This window comes from Candidatus Thermoplasmatota archaeon (assembly GCA_029907305.1).
GTDB lineage: Archaea > Thermoplasmatota > E2 > DHVEG-1 > DHVEG-1 > JARYMC01.
This window is the reverse complement of the sequence record JARYMC010000017.1, coordinates 1-17503: the sequence shown is the minus strand read 5'-3', so window position 1 is coordinate 17503 and position 17503 is coordinate 1. Positions and strand designations below refer to the sequence as shown.

The following is a 17503-nucleotide window of genomic DNA, read 5'->3' as shown; positions in this document are numbered from 1 at the left end:
GCTCTTCGTCATTCAAAAGCCTTCCAATACTTCCCCAATAATTTTTTACATGTTTTTCTATTTCTATTTCAAGCATTCCCATCCACCATTCTGTCCATTCTCTGATAGACAGAAAAATGGAGGGGATGCCTTTCTAAAATTATTTTTTGCACGGGTTTGATAAAAGATCTATATGTTTTAAATATTAGAATCCGAAATCTTTAATCCCCAAAAAAAAGGTCATTAAAAAGATATTTATCTTACAATAGACATGATGGTCTCTATGTCTTTTTACTCTGAGATTACAGAACTTATTCTCTCCAAGAGAATTCAGTCTAAAAAAGAGCTTCATGAGGTTAAGAAGAAGCTTTGTAAAAAATATAACATTGATTCAATTCCTCCTGATAGCGAGATTTTGGCTCGTCTACCATCTGATTTCACTGATGATGAAAGAGAATTAACTGTTGAGATTCTGCGTAAGAAACCTACTAGGACTATTTCTGGTGTTGCTATTGTTGCTGTTATGACTTCTCCTGCTGAGTGCCCTCATGGGCGTTGCATACCATGCCCGGGTGGACCATCGAGCAATACGCCGCAGAGTTACACTGGTTATGAACCTGCGTCTATGCGTGCTTTGTTGAACAATTTTGATCCTTTCATGCAGACTACCAACAGGCTTAAACAGCTAAAATCTATTGGTCATGCTGTTGACAAAGTTGATTTTATTATTATGGGTGGGACTTTTACGTCACGTTCACCGTTTTATCAGGGGTGGTTTGTTAAAAGATGTTTTGATGCACTTAATGGAAAACAATCATCTAGTTTAGATGAGGCAAAAAAGATTAATGAGATCTCTAGGTCAAGGTGTATTGGTCTCACTGTTGAGACTAGGCCTGACTGGTTTAGACTGCAGCATGCTGACCATGTTTTGAATCTGGGTGCTACGCGTGTTGAGCTTGGTGTGCAATCTGTTTATGATGATGTTTTGTATGCTATGGGCCGTGGTCATACTGTTATGGACTCTGTCTACGCTACCCGTATTGCTAAGGATTGTGGTTTTAAGGTTTGTTATCATATGATGCCTGGTCTTGTTGATTCTAATGAAAAAAAAGATATTGATTCTTTTAGAACTATTTTTGAGGATGACTTGTTTAAACCTGATATGATAAAGATTTATCCTACTCTAACTGTTAAAGGAACACAGTTGTATGAGTTATGGAAACAAGGTGAATATCTGCCGCTTACAACAGAGAAAGCATCAAAGCTGGTTGCTGAAATTAAAAAATTTGTTCCAGAGTGGGTTCGTATACAGCGTATCCAACGTGATATCCCTCTGCAGCATATAGAGGCTGGTGTCAACAAGAGTAACCTACGTCAGCTTGCTGAAGCTGAACTAAAAAAACATGGCCATAGCTGTCGATGTATAAGATGCAGGGAGATAGGTCACAAGTCTCTTGAAGATAAAATTGAGATAAACGAGGAAGATATTGTTTTTGACACGTGTTATTATGAGGCGAGTGGTAGCAGCGAGGTTTTTATATCTCTGGTTGACAAAAAAAACGATTACCTGGTTGGTTATCTTCGTTTGCGTGACATTGTTTGTTCGCATAGATTGGAGTTGCAGAAGAAGCCTTGTATGATTATACGTGAACTCAAGGTACTCGGCAGAGAGTTACCGATTGGGAAGAAAAACATAAATGGTTGGCAGCATAGAGGCTTCGGTAAAGAACTGGTTGACGAGGCAGAGCGTGTTTGTTTTGAGAAGTTTGATAAAAAATTTTTGTTTGTTCTAAGTGGTGTTGGTGTGAAGGAGTACTATAGGAAACTCGGTTTTGTTGACGACGGGGTTTATTTAAGTAAAAACTTGCATGGGTAAACCTATATAGTCTGTTTTGTTTTCAGGGTTTTTTATATGAAGATACAAACTGAGTGTGTACCATGTTTACTTAAAAGGGTTATTTTTGAGACTGAGCAGAGTACAAAAAACCCAAATGTTAGGAAGAAGGTTATCAAAAATGCTTGTAAGATACTCTCTGAGCTTTATGATCCTGATGAATGCAGCGCTGTTATAGCGACAGAGGTACATAGGGTGGTATACGAGGTTCTTGGTGACAAAGACCCGTATAAAAATCTTAAGGATTTGAGTAACAAGGTTGCTCAGTCGCTTGTTCCGCGTGTTGAAGAGCTAATTAAAAAATCAGATGACCCGCTAAGGACTAGTATCCTTTGTTCTATCATAGGTAACACCTTGGATTTTGGTATCGAAGGTGGTAGTAGCCACCCAGATGTACTCAAAGATTTGTTCGAAAAATATGTCTCTGATGGTTTAGGTTATGATGACACACCCAAGGTTAAGGTTTTGTTGAAAAAAGCAAAAAACGTTGTGTTGTTTACTGATAACTGCGGAGAGATAGTGTTTGACAAAATACTCTGCAGGGAACTCAAAAAGTTTAACCAAAACATGTTCTTGACTCTAGTAGTCAGAGGTGAACCTATTATTAGTGACGCTACAACGAAGGATGCAGAGGAACTTAGGTTTAATGAAGTAGTTGATGAGGTTTTGACCACTGGTTGTTTTGCGATCGGTGTAGATTTTAGAAAGATACCGGGGAAACTTAAAAAAACTTTAAAGAAAGCTGATCTAATCATATGTAAAGGTATGGCAAACTATGAGTCTTTTTCTGAGACAGATTACCATCCTATAGCTTATCTGTTGAGAACAAAATGCAATGCTATAGCAAAATCAATGGATCTACCACTTAACATCAATGCAGTAAAACTATACCGATAGCTTTTCGTCATTTTATTGTGATTTGTCTACAATATGCTAACCCTTTTCGTTATACTATATAATGAATATCCTAAAAACAATCTTATGGAGATAAAAGTTATAAGCTGTGTAAAGACATGAACTATTCAATTTATAAAACAAAAAAAAGTTAGGCAATAGCATATCATTTTTTACTAAATGTCTGCTCAACCCATTTTTTAATATCATCTCTAATTTCTCTGAAAGAATTCAGAATTTCATCAATGCTACCATCAACATCACTAGGATCTCTAAAACTCTGATGAAGTATTTTCTTACCTGGAAAAAATGGGCAAACTTCTTTTGCGTTGTCACATACTGTTACTACATAATCAAATGTTTTACCACGAAATTCCTGTATGCTTTTTGATCTATGATCTGAGATATCAATACCAATTTCCCTCATAACCTCAACAGCATATGGGCTTACATGCGTTGGTTCAACACCTGCACTAGATGCCTCATAAGAATCACCAAACATAGTATTAAGCAATCCTTCTGCCATCTGGGATCTAGCACTATTATGTGTGCACAAAAACAGCACGGTTTTTTTCTTCATGCTTTTTTAACACCAGTGAAACAAGTTTTAGACGATTGTTCACGGCAATCAATTTCCACCCGCTGACCTGTAACCATGTAAACAATTTTTTCAGCAATTTTACAAGCATGATCACCACAACGCTCAAGATAACGAGCAACCATAATATAATAGGTGCATCTGGTAATAACCCTGGGGTCTTCCATCATATAACTGAGGCATTCTCTAAAAATAGAGTATCTTAGTTCATCAACTGTTTTTTCCCTATCAATGAAATCATTGAATTTAGATATATCACCTGTCTCAAAAGCATAAAGCACATCGTTGATCATACCATTTACGATTTCAGCCATATGCGGTATGCTAACCAATTTTTTAACATGACCCTCTTTTTCAAATTCAAAAACTAGTTTTGCAATATCTTTTCCATACCTGCCAATTCTGTTTAAATAAGTAATCATTTTTAAAATACATGCAATTTCTCTTAAATCCCTTGCCATTGGTTGATAAAGTGCAATAAGTTTTAATGCTTTATCCTCAATTTTATCATCCATATCAGCAAGTTTTGTCTTCTGAGACATAACCCATTCAGCTTTTTCTTTGTCTAACTCCTTCAGTGCTTCAACAGATTTTAAAAGCATGTCTTTTGCCAAATGACCCATATTATCAACATCTTTCTTTGCCTGTTCTAATTCAACATGGAATTTTTCAACCATATATCTTCACCTTCATCCAAATCTACCAGTTATATATTTCTCAGTTAATTCTTCTTTCGGGTTTTCAAAAATCTGCTTTGTCGGACCAAACTCAATTAGTTTACCAAGGTACATATATGCAGTGTAATCACTCACACGTGCCGCTTGTTGCATATTGTGTGTAACGATTATCACCGTATATTTCTTTTTTAATTTCAGCATTAAATCCTCTATTTTAGCTGTTGCAATAGGATCTAGTGATGAGCATGGCTCATCCATGAGAATAATCTCTGGTTCTATTGCTAGTGCACGAGCTATGCACAGCCTTTGTTGTTGACCACCTGAAAGACCCATTGCTGATTCATAAAGCCTGTCAGAAACCTCATCCCATAAAGCAGCGATTTTCAAACTTTTTTCAACAATCTGCTCAAGTTCTTTTTTGTTATTAATCCCTTGCACCCGTGGTCCATATGCTATGTTTTCAAAAATGCTTTTTGGGAAAGGATTTGGTTTTTGAAAAACCATGCCAATTTTTTTTCGTATCTCAACAGCATCTGCATCAGATGCATAAATATCTTTTCCATTAAAAAAAACATTGCCTGTTATTTTACATTTATCAATCACATCATTCATTCTGTTGAAACACCTAATTAATGTTGATTTTCCGCAACCTGAAGGACCAATCAACGCTGTTATTTTATTAGGAGGTATACTAATGTTAATGTCAAATAAGGCTTGTTTTTCTGCATACCATAAATTTAGGTTTACAGTTTTTATTATTTCTTTATTTTCCATGATTTCACCATTTCATTTTTGTTTGATAATGATTACGAATAAAAATTGCAATAGAATAAAAACTAATTACTAGAAGTAGAAGAACAAGTGCTGTTCCTCCAGCAGCAGCTCTTGCTGCAGACCCAGGTACATTAGTTGCAATAATGAATAAATGGTAAGGTAATGCGTTTACTGGTTCAAAAAAAGAGGAGGGAAAAAAAGAGGAAAAAGCAACTGCGGTAAACATGATCGGGGCTGTTTCACCAGCAGCTCTTCCAATACCCAGTATCGCTCCTGTAACAATACCTGGTGCTGCTGGTGGTAAAACCACTTTTTTAATGGTTTGCCATTTTGTTGCACCAACTGCATAACTTCCCTCACGAATAGATTGTGGAACACTACGCAGGGCTTCTTCTGTTGTTCTTAAAATTGTTGGGATTATCATAAAAGCCAAAGTTATTTGCCCTGCGAGCAATGAAAACCCAAAGTTTAAATACAAAACAAAAAAAGAAAAACCAAAAAGGCCAAAAACAATTGATGGTGTTCCATTAAGTAGATCAGCAGCTGTGCGAATGATTTTTGTCAAAATATTTTCTTTTGTATACTCGGTTAGATAAATTGATGCACCTACTCCAATTGGTAATGCAATTGCTATTGCTCCTGCAACAAGGTATAATGTGCCGATAATAGCTGTTGAAATACCTCCTGTTCTACCAAGATTACGTGGCACTTCTGTTAAAAATTCCCAGTTTAATACACCAATACCATTAACAATAATATAAGATAAAATAATGCCAAGTAAAATAACAATAATGATAATTGATGCAGTGATTGTTGAAAAGGCTATTTTTTGAATAGTTTTCTGTGATATTTTTTTGATAAAGAACCAAATGAAAATACTAATAAATACGAAAATACTAGTTACAATTAAACCTGTTACAATATAAATAAAAATTAGTAGGAAAAAAAGAATAATAGACATAAAAATTTTTTTTATTTTAATAGTTAAGGCAATAGAAATAATTTGTTTTTTCTGCCTTTTAATAGCACTATGTTTTTTCTGTATTACTGATAAAAGATAAACTGCAGTTAGGTTAATAATTAAAGTGATAATCAAAAGAATAACCGCGATACCAAAAAGCGCATGATAATGAGGACCCCCAACCGGTACTTCAGCTGTTTCTATTCCCAGGGTTGAGGTAAGTGTTCGAATTGGTGAAAACACATTCCATAATGGACTGGGTAATATTGCTGCATTTCCACAAACCATTAAAATAGCCATGGTTTCTCCAACCGCTCGACCAATTCCAAGAATGATTGCGGCAGTAATTCCTGATAAGGCTGATGGTATTACAACTTGTTTTATTGTTTGCCATTTTGTTGCTCCCATTGCAAGAGAGCCTTCTTTGTAATCTCGTGGAACAGCTTTTAAAGCATCTTCTGCAACAGTTGTAATTGTTGGGATTGCCATTATACCAAGAATTATTGAACCTGCAAGCCAAGACTCACCTGTTGGTACTCCAAAAAAATCTTTTATCCAAGTTATAAGAACAATTAATCCAAAAAAGCCGTATACAACTGAGGGTATTCCAGCAAGAAGTTCAATTGCTGGTTTAATAATGGATCGAAGTCGATGTGATGCAATCTCAGAAATAAATATTGCTGCGCCTATGCTTAGGGGTATAGCAATAACCATGGCCCCCAAGGTTACAAGTAATGTTCCAACAATAAGAGGGTAAGTACCAAATTTTAATTGCTCAGTTGGACTCCATTTTGCTCCTGATAAAAAACTCCATAAATCAGTAGGCAGTGGTATTGTTTCTTTTAATAGAAAAAAAAGAATTGAAAAAATGATTATTACACCAAATATTGCTGTTATAAAAAAAATAGATTTTATGGTTTTTTCTTTTAGATTTTTTTTTGAAAAAGAAAAAATATTTTTCTTTTTTGAATCAACATTCATCAGTTTAATACTCCTTGAGTTGCTACATCATGTGTTTTGTATTAAAAAGAATTTTGGAAAAAAAAATAATTTTTTTATGAAGGTTTTTATAGTTCATTCCAGTTTGTATATTTTCCAATGTAGATATCTTTTAATTGTTCAAGTGTTAAATCATTTACATAATTATTATCTGGATGCACTATGACAGCTATTCCATCATTACAAACAATATGCTTTATCAGATTTGGATAAGATTCTAATTCGCTTGTTTTCAATTCTCTTGAGGCCATACCTATTGTTGCTGTTCCTTCCCCAACTGATTGTACACCAACACTTGATCCTCCTCCACTTACTGCTACCAAGTTAGTTCCATATAATTTGTTAAATTCTTCTGCAGCAAGTTGCGCAACAGGTAATACGGTTGTTGATCCAACAACTGTTATGCTACCGCTTAGTCCTTGTACTTTTACATATGGTCCTGTTGATGTTTTTGGAACAAATCCTTCTTCTTCTACAATTTTTTGTCCTTCATTGCTATCAATGTATTTTAAAAATTCCAGTGCAACTCCAGTTGGCTCCCCATTGGTAAACATATTCAATGATCTAGAAATAGGGTAAGTTCCTGCTAAAACATTAGCAACTGTTGGTTCGATTCCATTAATTTTTAACGCTTTAACGTTTTCGTCTAGATACCATAATCCAATATAGCCTATTGCTCCTTTTGTTGTTGAAACGGTTTGATAAACAGCTCCATTTGAATTTTTTTCTAACATGTTACTTGTAAAATTTTCTTTTTTCATCACATGTTCCCAAAAAAATTCACGTGTTCCTGATGCACTATCTCGTCCAACCACCACAATAGTTAATTCTTGTGGTGTTTCTGATTGCAAACAACCACTAAATACTAAAGTTAATAGTATTAAGAATGTGCATACACCAAAAAATATAATTTTTTGTTCTTTACATCCTTTTTTATTTATACTAATCACCTTTTTAGGGTAATTTTAATAAAAATATATATTTTATCTATATACAATATAATGTTATAAATTAACAATTGAGATGAATATAGAACTATAGAAATATTTATAATCTAATTAGTTTTCTTGAAAAATTGTGAAACCCATGGAAATTAGACGTGTTCAAGTAACAGGTGGTTCCTCTTATGTTTTAACCTTACCAAAAGAATGGATAAAATCATTAAAAATCAAAAAAAACGATCCTCTAGGTATCTATGTACAATCAGATGGAACCTTGCTTGTAACTCCAAAAATGATACAAGAATCAACACAAAGATTTAAAGAAATAGTAGCAAGCCCAAATACTAAACAAAGTTGTTTATTACGTAGTCTTATTGCAGCATATATTTCAGGATTTACATTAATTAAAATTATCTCACCTACAAGAATGTCACCTTCAATTCTTAATGTTATACGCACATTTACCTTAATGGCAATAGGTCATGAAGTGATTGAAGAAACAGATACAACAATAATTTTAAAAGACCTTCTTAATCCTGCAGAAATGTCATTTGATAGAACAATAAAACGAATGCATATAATCGTTAAAGGTGTTTATGAAGATTTAATGAAAGCTTTACAAAGTAAAAATCTAGAATTAATAAATGAAATTACCTTAAGAGAAAACGAAATCGATAGACTTAATTGGCTTATAGCTAGACAATACAATATTATCTTACAAAATATAAGCTTAACAGAAAAAATGGAAATTACTACAAATTTTGCTACAACATGTTTTCTTATCAGTAGAATTATTGAACGTATAGCTGATCATACTGTTAAAATATCAGAAAACATTCCTATTCTTTTAAATAGTAAACTTAATAAAAAAAGTATTAATCAATTAATTAATGCAGGTTACCTTTCACTAGATATTTTTAATAAAAGCATTACATCATTTTTTAAAAAAGACATACATAGTTGCAATGAAAATATTGAATCGGTAAATAAATTAGAAAAAATATGTGAAGAAATAAATGCCTTTGCATTAGAACAGAAAGGATCTGTTGCTCTTTCTATTGGTTATTTTGTTGATAGTGTAATAAGAATTGGTGAATACGCAGAAGATATATCAGAAACAGTAATCAATTATCTAATAAATGAAAAAAATAAATAAAAAGTATTATTTTGCAATCATCGAGCGTAGCCAATCAGCAACATTTTCTGCATGATCAGCAATATCATCAACCCAGTCTGCTATTTTAAGAAGATGGTACACATCCATTGGATTTAGTTTTTTTTCAAGTTTATAAATTCCTTTTGTCACATCATATTTTTTCTGATCAGCCTGCCATTCATATTCATGAACCTTATGAATAAGTTCTTTAGTTTGTTCCCGTTCTTTTTGAACAAAACTTGTTTCAACAAGATTTTTTATGCTTTCCACAGCTTCCTCCATTGCAACAACTGTTTTTACTACCAACTTAGCATGTTCAATAAAAATTTCTTTAAGTTCATCAGGAATTTTTGTATGTCTAATATCAAGCATTTGAACAAGATTTTCAGCATGATCTAATATAGCATCTTGTTCACGTAAAGCCCATAAAAATTTTCCTTTATCAACCGGCATAAACAGTGAACTAGGAAGATGATTTCTTAGATTTCCTTTGATAATATCAGCCTCATGCTCAAGTGATGAAACCTTTTCAGTTAATTGTGAAAAATCCTTATAATCACCTTTATAATAACGAATTAACCCATCTCTTAGAATGTTTATACATTCCCTAATTTTACTCATATGCTCAAGTAGCTGATCAAATGGTGATTTTCTTCTATAGGCTTCTGAAACTGGTGCCCTGAAATGCATTTCTTTATCCATAATTTTTTCTCCTTTCATTTAATAATCTTATATTTTTAATATTATTTTCATAACTATAAATATTACTGATGAAGTAAAAGCAGCAATAGGCAAAGTTAACAACCAAGAATTTATAATTTTTTTAATCACCTTTAAATCTACCGCATCAAGTCCTCTTGCAAGTCCAACACCAATAATTGCACCAACAGCTGTATGAGATGTAGAAATTGGAAGACCAAGTTTTGAAGCAAAAAGAACAGTTGTTGCAACACCAAAATCAACAGCAAAACCACGGGAGTTTGTAAGTTTTGTGATACGTTCACCCATGGTTTTCATAACTTTATAACCAAAAGTTAAACAACCAAAAGCCATACCGACACCACCTATAATAAGTAAAAATATTGGGATTTCAGTTGTTGAATCTAAGCCTTGGTTATTTGCCAAAGGAATAATAGCAGCAACTGGACCAATGGCATTGGCAACATCATTTGCACCTATTGAAAATGCAACATAACAAGAAGTAATAACCTGTAATCTACGGAAAATGTTTTCAACAGTATCATAATCATTAATTGATTTTGTTTCTATTTTACGTAAAAAAAACATTGACAAAAAAATAGCAATTACTGAAACAACTATTGAAACAATAAAAGTATTTTCAAATTCTGCAATACCAATTTTGTTACCCAATTCTGTTTTTAATAACAAAGAAGTTGTTATTATAAAAAAAGTTATACCAATAATAAAAGGTCCAACAATTTTTGTTGATTTAACAGGATTGCTCCTTACAAAAATTAATCTTACAATAATGCGGAAAACAATAAAAGAAAGTATACAACCACTAAATGGTGAAAGCACCCAACTAGCAGCAACTCGTTCAACCTCAAACCAATTCACAGAATTAAAACCACCTGCGACAATGCCAAAACCAATCATAGCACCAATAATTGAATGTGTTGTTGAAATTGGCATTTCTTTCCAAGTAGCTAAACTTGACCAAATAGCAGCAGCCAATAATGACGAAATAAAACCTAATAATAAAACCAACGAGTTATTAATAACGTTAATATCAATGATTTTACTTTTTATTGTTTCAGTAACATGTGGTCCAACAAAGACTGCACCAAAAAAAATTAATACACCAGCAATTAAGGCTGCTTGCTTATAAGTAATTGCACGGGCACCAACTGCCGTTGCCATAGCATTTGAAACATCATTAGCACCAATGGACCATGCCAGGTAAAAACCAATAGCACAGGCACCACCGGTAATTAATATTAAAGTATAATCTAACAATAACCTCCTCCTTAAAGCAAAATATGAATAAGAAAATTAATGATAAAGATTACGAAAAAAATAATAATTTTTCTTTATTAATCGTAATTTTTATTTAAATAAAAGCCATTTTGTGTATTAAAATCTATCATTTTTTTAAATTTTTCTTTTCTAATATTTACAACAGTGATTTCAATAATATCTTTATTTATATCAATAACATTAAAAGTATTACCAAGATGAGCACGGGTACGATTACAAGAAAAAGTTCCAGCATTAACTAGTAAAGTTTTATGTATTTTAACTGCCCATGGAACATGTCTGTGCCCCATTAATACAAGAGGAATTTTATTTCTTAATATTATATCAAGTGTTTCACCAGCATCCTCAATAATATTTGCCTCTCTACCAGAATTAGGCACAGGAACCAAATGATGATGAAAACCAACAAATGTCATTTTATTTTTCTTTTTAATTGCACGCTCAATAAACTCATGTCTACCTCTACCAAGTCTACCATCATCTTTATCAGGTTCACTGGAGGAAAGAGCAACTAAATTAACTTGATCAAAAGTTTTAATAAAATCTGTTTTACCAAAAAACTCTCGAAACAACTTAAAACCTAAGTTTCTTTCATCATGGTTACCAGGAACAACCACTTGTTTAAAATTAATTTCTTTTAATTTTTCATTTGCTAAATCATATTCAGAAAGCAGTCCATCTGTTGTAATATCACCTGAAATAAAAACCAAATCAGGATTAATCTTATTTAAAATTTTAACAGCTTTTTCATAAACTTTTTCATTAAAATCTGTTCCAAAATTAAAATGTATATCAGATATGTGTGCTATTCTCATAGAACTCAATAAAATGATCTGTGTTTATATTTTTTGTCTATATAGAACCTACAGTCACTATAGTTGCGTTACCAAATTTTTCAAGCTTAAAATCAATGTCAAAAAACTGTTTGACAAGCCACATGTTTGTTTTCGCGTGATTACTAATCTCTCTAACAACACAAGATGAACCACCATGTATAATCGCAAGATATGGAATAACTTGATCGAAAGCATAAGGATCAATGTTGGCACCAGACTCGATATCTTTTATTAAATTCAATGCAGCATCACCACCGATTTTTTCAGCAGGAACACCACGTTCACCAAGCATGGTAGAACCTAAAATAGAGCTATCTGACTTTGTCCAGAGAGTGATACCAATACCAGTGGAAAAAGCAGGGTTATCCTCAAATGTTATATTGGCCTTTAGGTTTTTTTTCATTAATGTTTTTATTGCAGCATGTTTCATCCTCTTACCAATGTCCTCTGGTAGATTAGCACTGTGAATGATGCCGTCCACTATGGTAAAATTTTGTTTTTCATCTAAAAACAGAGGATGAAGCATACTGGATGGTTTTATTGTTATTGATCCTTCACCGCCACCTTTTGGGTAATAACCTCTTTTTATCAACTGGGCATCGACAGAAACACCCATTTTTTTCAAGAGCGACAAAAACACATAGTTGAAGTAATCCCATGACGGAGCCCATTTAACATCTGTACCACCCTTAACATTTATGGTAATTGGCTCATGTGTCTTAAAAGCAGATAGTAAAAGTGCTTGGAAGACTAGTGTGATGCTACCAGCTGTGCCTATATCAAACTTATAGTTTCCCCCTTTTATCTCACCTGGTTTAAATATTAGATGGGAGGAACCTATCTCTAGATCAGTTGATTCACCGCCGCAAAGCTCCTCCATGCTTTTTATTGCAACGTAATGCTGTGGTTTAATACCAGGATCAGGGCGTTTAGAACGAATGTTGACTATCTCAACAGGTTTTTTTGTGACAACAGACAGGGCCACAGCAGTTCTGAGTATCTGCCCCCCACCCTCGCCATAGGAACCATCAATAGTTAACAGAGATACCACCATTTATCTTTTTAAAAAATCCAAAATCATATTCAATGCAGCATTGCACGTACTCTCTTTGTTTTTAAGGCGGTTGCCACTAAACTGAAATCTTTTAACAACTGTATTATCGGTTGTAGAAACAGCGATGTAAACAAGACCAACAGGTTTATCTTTTGTACCACCAGTTGGACCAGCTATGCCAGTTGTAGCCACCCCTATGTCAACCTTTGATTTTTTTCTTATGCCCTCTGCCATAGCCTTAGCTACTTGTTCACTGACAGCACCATACTGCTTTATTAATTCTTCAGGTACACCTAGCAACTCAACTTTAGATCTATTACTATATGATACAACACCCCTGTCGAAATAATCTGAGCTACCAGAAATATTAGTAAGAGTATGAGCAATCAATCCACCAGTGCAAGACTCAGCTGTGGCAATAGTCAAACCACTTTTCTTTAGCTTAGCAGAAACATTCTCTAAGAGTTTTTCGTCAATCAAAGATAATCATCCTTCGAATTAGTAATATTTGTTAGGTACCGTATGTTAAAAGTTATATATAGATATTATAATCCACTCCCATTACAAGACATATAAATTTTATAGCCCTGTGGTGTAGTGGTCAATCATTTCGGCCTTTGGAGCCGACGACAGCGGTTCGAATCCGCTCAGGGCTACTAAACACCATCTCTGAAATTATTCTAGTAAGTTTTATAAACATCAATTGATTCAACTACCCATACTCAAAAAAGAAGAGAGGAATTGGGATTATGGCAAAAAAAACAGGAAAAAAAAGGAAGAGTTCACTCACGAGATATAGATAAAGAAGAAGAGATTGAAGAGGAAGAAGAAACAGAAGAAAGCGAAAGAGACACCTGGTAACCCTATAAAATAACATATAATCTATAAAGAACTCTACAAAATCAAATTTTTTTTTTGGTTACTTTATAGGAATAGCGTAGTTTTAAATAAGTATTTTAGCATTCTTGGGATACCCTTATAGAGACAAATAGGTTTTTGCTCCTGTAGTGTAGTGGCCAATCATCCCAGCCTTTCGAGCTGGTGACTCGGGTTCAAATCCCGACAGGAGCACTTTTTATTGTCCTAAAAAGAAATATTTTACTATTTTATACGACTTTCAGCAACAAGATTTATTTCATTATCTGATAGAACTATTTCACCAGCCAATGCATTAGATTCTACATGATTAAGCTGGAACGCCTTTGGGATTGTAATTACGCCATCAATATTAACTAGCCACGCAATAGCTATTTGATGGATGGTTGCGTTGTGTTTCTCTGCGATTTTCTCAAGTTTGTGCATCAGTTCTTCATTTATATTCTTTAAACCTTTATGACCAAGAGGACTATAAGCAGTAAGAGTAACGCCATGTTTTCTATAGAATGATAGATTATTTATTATGTGTTTTTGATGGACCACGTTTGTACGAAGCTGAGTATTAACAAGTTCTGCCTTCTTCAAACACTCTTGTGCATTCTGAAATTTTTCTACGGAGAAGTTGCTAACTCCAATATACCGCGTTTCTCCTTCGACGAGAAGATCTTCAAGCAATCGCACACTTCTCTTAATAGGTATAAATGGATTAGGATAATGAATCAAGTACAGATCAAAATATTTAAGGCCCAAACGTTTAAGACTCTTTTCTGCTGCTTTTTTCATTTGTGAATAACGGAAATGTGTTGGAAGTAGTTTGCTAGTAATAAACAACTCATCTCTGCTATACTCAGCTACAACCTCTCCAACAATACGCTCAGATATGCCCCAACCGTACGCCTCTGCAGTATCTATATGTGTCATACCCAACTCTATCCCACGTCTCAATGATTTTTTCCACTGATCGTAATTATCCTTAGGCTTTCTTGCTTTAATGCCCCAAGTACCTTGTCCGATTACAGGAATTTTTTCACCAGTTTTACCTAGTTCAGTTAAACGCATGTATACTACCTCAGTCTGGAGAATAATAAAAGGCTAAATAAATTTGTGCAACGAATAATCAGTCTCTCTCATTTTTAACACTTAACCTAAAAGAAAGCTATTTAAGTGAAAACAAAATTGCTTAGGTGATATTCAATGAAAACATCACAAGAAAAGCTTATTGTCACCGTTACTACAGCTAATGCATGGATATATCCAGAGGCAAAGAATTATCCAAAAACACCAGAAGAAATAGCAGAGATAGTGTATAAATGTTACAACGAAGGAGCGAGCATCGCACATGTTCATTTACCTAAAAACGCATGTAAAAAAAACAGTTGAATTAATTAGAGATAAATGCGACATAATAATACAAGGTGGTATGTCTAGCGACCTAATACAAGAAAGACATGAGTTGTTTGGATCTAAACCTGATATGGTGTCGATTATCCTTAATCATCATGATGAATACTTTTCCGGCATTGAAGTAAATAGATTACATACACGAAAGGAATTAGAAAACTACTGCAAGTTATGTAGAGAAAAAAAGATTAAGCCTGAATTTGAAGTCTGGCATTATGGCTCTATATGGAATTTGAATTTTCTGATTGGAAAAAAATTAGTAGAAAAACCTTATTTTCTCACACAGTTTCTTGGTTGGCCTGGCGGAACTTGGTCTCCGCCTACAAAGGATGAGTTAGAGCACAGGATCAAATATCTTCCTGCTGAATGTGTATGCTCTGTGAGTGTTATGGGGCCAGATCAAGAGATTGTATTAACACGTGCTATCGAATTAAATAAACATGTTAGAGTAGGGACTGAAGATTATCCTTATTTGAAGAAAGGGGTACTAGCAAAAGACAACGCTGAGTTAGTCAAAAAAATTGTGAAACTCAGCAAAGAAAAAGGAAGAGAGATATCTGATCTTTCTTTCCTGATTTTATCCATGGAAACGCCAAGTCTTTTCGCTTGAATTTCTACATCACCCAAAAGCATAGGAGTTTCAACAGAACCAGGGCTGATACTATTAACTCTAATACCAAGAGGTGCAAGTTCCCATGCAAGAGCTCGTGTTAATGCGATAATAGCACCTTTTGTTCCACCATATATTGCATGGTTTATCTGCCCCACATGACCAGATATAGATGCAACGTTTACTATCGCACCTTTTTTCATTTATGGTAAAACATGTTTTGTACAAAGAAACACACTTTTATAATTTGTATTAACAACCTTTTCAAAACCCTGCTCTGTTGTTTCTATAATTGGTTTAACAAGTACAACTCCTACGTTGTTAACAAGGATATCAATCTTACCATAGGATTCTTTCACAGTTTTTACCATGTTTTTTACATCTAGCTCTTTTGATACATCCGCATGAACAAAAAGAGCTTGCCCTCCTTCTTTTTTCATTATTTTTTCTGTCTCTTTGCCACCACTATCGTTGATATCTGCGATTACAACCTTTGCGCCCTCTTTTGCAAACAAAATTGCGGTTGCACGGCCAATACCAGATGCCGCGCCAGTTACAATCGCTACTTTTCCTTCAAGATCCATTTTATCCTCCCAATAACACGAATAACTTTTAATTATAAACTAAGTTGATTTATCTAAAACATGATTTTCTGAAGTTTTAATAAATCACCCATAGATCCCTTAACCTTTATTTTACCAGTCATATATGATGTAACGGGGTTTATCTTTTTATCAAGTATCGCAAGAAAAATATCACTTTTTATTGTGACCATTATGTCAGGTTTTTCTACGGTTTCTTCTTTCAAAGATTTTGCTTCTCCGTTAACTATATCCATTACATAGTTCGTGTTAAGATCTGTAAATGTAAACTGCATCTTTTTTGTAAAATCCTTAAATTTTTCTTTTGTTCCTGGATCATCAAGTCTAGATTTCACTTTATTTAATCCTTTCAAAACTTCCTCTTTTGTTGCCATTTTAATACTCGACCTCCAGTTTTTATAAACATTTGCCAAATATTTACTTGAGTATAAATAGTTTGATATTTTCTAAAAATTAGGTTGTTATTTTTACTCTTTGTAATAAAATGAAACCTATGATTAATGATATTGGTGTAACATAAAAAATTATCTGGTAATTATTGCTAAATGTACTGATTAAAAAACCAACAAATGGAGCAGCAATCATCTGTGGTGCAGCGTAAAAGATGTTTCCAAGACCCATGAATTTCCCCTCTTTTCCCTTTGGAAGCAGATCTGCTGTTAAAGCAAAATTTAACACTATGATAACACCAAATCCAAGTCCGGCCATTCCCATAGCAATGTAAATCAATGTAACCTCAGTAGTGAACGCACCTATACCTAATCCAATAGCTGCAATAATAACACCTATACTGATAATACGTTTTTTACCAATCCTGTCAGCAAATATGCCCACTGGAACTGCACATAGAACAAGGATGGCTGTAAATATCCCCATAAATATAAGTGCTGAGGATTCATCTAAAAGTAATTTATTTTTAGCATAAAGAACAAAAAACGGTTGAAGCGTGCCTATAGCAAACCACCAGAATATGGAGGTCATCATAAATTTTACAAACTCTTTTTCTTTTATAAAATCTTTAATAATTGATGAGAGCGGTTCTTTTTCCTTTTTTGTAATTGATTTTTTTTTTTTCTTCTACTGTTAAAATTGTAATTGAAGAAAAAATAGTAACTACTATAGCAAAAATAACAAGGGTCAATGTATGACTTGTCTCCCAAACTGCGGCTGCAGCCCCAAAAGCTAGGATAGTACCAAGGATGTTGAACGCCTGCATATATCCACTGGTTTCTCCTCTTTCTCTAGGTTCCGTT

Annotated in this window: 19 protein-coding genes, 2 tRNA genes and 1 pseudogene; 7 read left to right on the top strand and 15 right to left on the bottom strand. The window is 33.8% G+C overall.

Annotated features, from left to right (window positions below):
- The first annotated feature begins 262 nt into the window (after positions 1–262).
- Positions 263–1855 (top strand): tRNA uridine(34) 5-carboxymethylaminomethyl modification radical SAM/GNAT enzyme Elp3, encoded by a 1593-nt coding sequence (locus QHH19_02325; GenBank protein MDH7517166.1) that lies wholly within the window; start codon positions 263–265, stop codon positions 1853–1855.
- Between the two features lie 36 nt (positions 1856–1891).
- On the top strand, positions 1892–2770 hold the full coding sequence (locus tag QHH19_02320; protein ID MDH7517165.1) for an ARMT1-like domain-containing protein: 879 nt from the start codon (positions 1892–1894) through the stop codon (positions 2768–2770).
- Positions 2771–2933: 163 nt separating this feature from the next.
- Here QHH19_02320 and QHH19_02315 read toward each other — a convergent pair whose 3' ends face one another.
- The 5 genes from QHH19_02315 to QHH19_02295 form a co-directional block, all read right to left on the bottom strand.
- Positions 2934–3347, bottom strand: coding sequence for an arsenate reductase ArsC (locus tag QHH19_02315; protein MDH7517164.1), 414 nt, complete (start codon positions 3345–3347; stop codon positions 2934–2936).
- A complete protein-coding gene (gene phoU, locus QHH19_02310; GenBank protein MDH7517163.1) occupies positions 3344–4042 on the bottom strand; it encodes a phosphate signaling complex protein PhoU in 699 nt (232 codons plus the stop codon). The genes QHH19_02315 and phoU overlap by 4 nt, the downstream gene beginning before the upstream one ends.
- 12 nt (positions 4043–4054) lie before the next feature.
- A complete protein-coding gene (gene pstB, locus QHH19_02305) occupies positions 4055–4816 on the bottom strand; it encodes a phosphate ABC transporter ATP-binding protein PstB (GenBank protein ID MDH7517162.1) in 762 nt (253 codons plus the stop codon).
- Between the two features lie 4 nt (positions 4817–4820).
- The gene (gene pstA, locus QHH19_02300) at positions 4821–6758 is read right to left on the bottom strand and encodes a phosphate ABC transporter permease PstA (protein ID MDH7517161.1); all 1938 of its coding nucleotides are present in this window, start codon (positions 6756–6758) and stop codon (positions 4821–4823) included.
- A gap of 86 nt (positions 6759–6844) precedes the next feature.
- Entirely contained in the window at positions 6845–7726 is an 882-nt protein-coding gene (locus tag QHH19_02295) for a substrate-binding domain-containing protein (GenBank protein MDH7517160.1), read from the bottom strand.
- Between the two features lie 136 nt (positions 7727–7862).
- Here QHH19_02295 and QHH19_02290 point away from each other — a divergent pair, with 136 nt between their 5' ends.
- Positions 7863–8873: a PhoU domain-containing protein gene (locus tag QHH19_02290; protein ID MDH7517159.1), complete on the top strand. Its 1011-nt coding sequence runs from the start codon at positions 7863–7865 to the stop codon at positions 8871–8873.
- A gap of 6 nt (positions 8874–8879) precedes the next feature.
- Here QHH19_02290 and QHH19_02285 read toward each other — a convergent pair whose 3' ends face one another.
- From QHH19_02285 to QHH19_02265, 5 genes are all read right to left on the bottom strand, one after another.
- Positions 8880–9575, bottom strand: a complete 696-nt coding sequence (locus QHH19_02285) for a TIGR00153 family protein (protein ID MDH7517158.1) — start codon at positions 9573–9575, stop codon at positions 8880–8882.
- A 27-nt stretch (positions 9576–9602) separates the two neighbouring features.
- Positions 9603–10850 (bottom strand): inorganic phosphate transporter, encoded by a 1248-nt coding sequence (locus QHH19_02280; protein ID MDH7517157.1) that lies wholly within the window; start codon positions 10848–10850, stop codon positions 9603–9605.
- A 77-nt stretch (positions 10851–10927) separates the two neighbouring features.
- Complete coding sequence (locus tag QHH19_02275; GenBank protein ID MDH7517156.1) at positions 10928–11686, bottom strand: metallophosphoesterase; 759 nt, start codon at positions 11684–11686, stop codon at positions 10928–10930.
- Between the two features lie 37 nt (positions 11687–11723).
- Positions 11724–12761: an RNA 3'-terminal phosphate cyclase gene (gene rtcA / locus QHH19_02270; GenBank protein MDH7517155.1), complete on the bottom strand. Its 1038-nt coding sequence runs from the start codon at positions 12759–12761 to the stop codon at positions 11724–11726.
- Positions 12762–13241, bottom strand: coding sequence for a CinA family protein (locus tag QHH19_02265; protein MDH7517154.1), 480 nt, complete (start codon positions 13239–13241; stop codon positions 12762–12764).
- Positions 13242–13344: 103 nt separating this feature from the next.
- Between QHH19_02265 and QHH19_02260 the strand changes: the two genes are divergently transcribed.
- Both QHH19_02260 and QHH19_02255 read left to right on the top strand, forming a co-directional pair.
- A tRNA-Gln gene (locus QHH19_02260) sits at positions 13345–13417 on the top strand.
- A 342-nt stretch (positions 13418–13759) separates the two neighbouring features.
- Positions 13760–13832: transfer RNA gene (locus tag QHH19_02255), tRNA-Glu, on the top strand.
- A 30-nt stretch (positions 13833–13862) separates the two neighbouring features.
- Here the strand turns inward: QHH19_02255 and QHH19_02250 are convergent.
- Positions 13863–14696 (bottom strand): aldo/keto reductase, encoded by an 834-nt coding sequence (locus QHH19_02250; GenBank protein ID MDH7517153.1) that lies wholly within the window; start codon positions 14694–14696, stop codon positions 13863–13865.
- Between the two features lie 135 nt (positions 14697–14831).
- Here QHH19_02250 and QHH19_02245 point away from each other — a divergent pair, with 135 nt between their 5' ends.
- Entirely contained in the window at positions 14832–15017 is a 186-nt protein-coding gene (locus tag QHH19_02245; GenBank protein ID MDH7517152.1) for a 3-keto-5-aminohexanoate cleavage protein, read from the top strand.
- Complete coding sequence (locus tag QHH19_02240) at positions 14977–15648, top strand: 3-keto-5-aminohexanoate cleavage protein (protein MDH7517151.1); 672 nt, start codon at positions 14977–14979, stop codon at positions 15646–15648. Before QHH19_02245 ends, QHH19_02240 begins: the two co-directional genes overlap by 41 nt.
- Positions 15649–15674: 26 nt before the next feature.
- Here the strand turns inward: QHH19_02240 and QHH19_02235 are convergent.
- The 4 genes and pseudogenes from QHH19_02235 to QHH19_02220 form a co-directional block, all read right to left on the bottom strand.
- Positions 15675–16232, bottom strand: a pseudogene (locus QHH19_02235) (SDR family oxidoreductase).
- Between the two features lie 53 nt (positions 16233–16285).
- Positions 16286–16624 (bottom strand): SCP2 sterol-binding domain-containing protein, encoded by a 339-nt coding sequence (locus QHH19_02230; protein ID MDH7517150.1) that lies wholly within the window; start codon positions 16622–16624, stop codon positions 16286–16288.
- 79 nt (positions 16625–16703) lie between these two features.
- Complete coding sequence (locus QHH19_02225; protein ID MDH7517149.1) at positions 16704–17261, bottom strand: MFS transporter; 558 nt, start codon at positions 17259–17261, stop codon at positions 16704–16706.
- A gap of 7 nt (positions 17262–17268) precedes the next feature.
- A partial coding sequence (locus QHH19_02220; protein MDH7517148.1) for a hypothetical protein occupies positions 17269–17503 on the bottom strand: 235 nt, incomplete at its 5' end.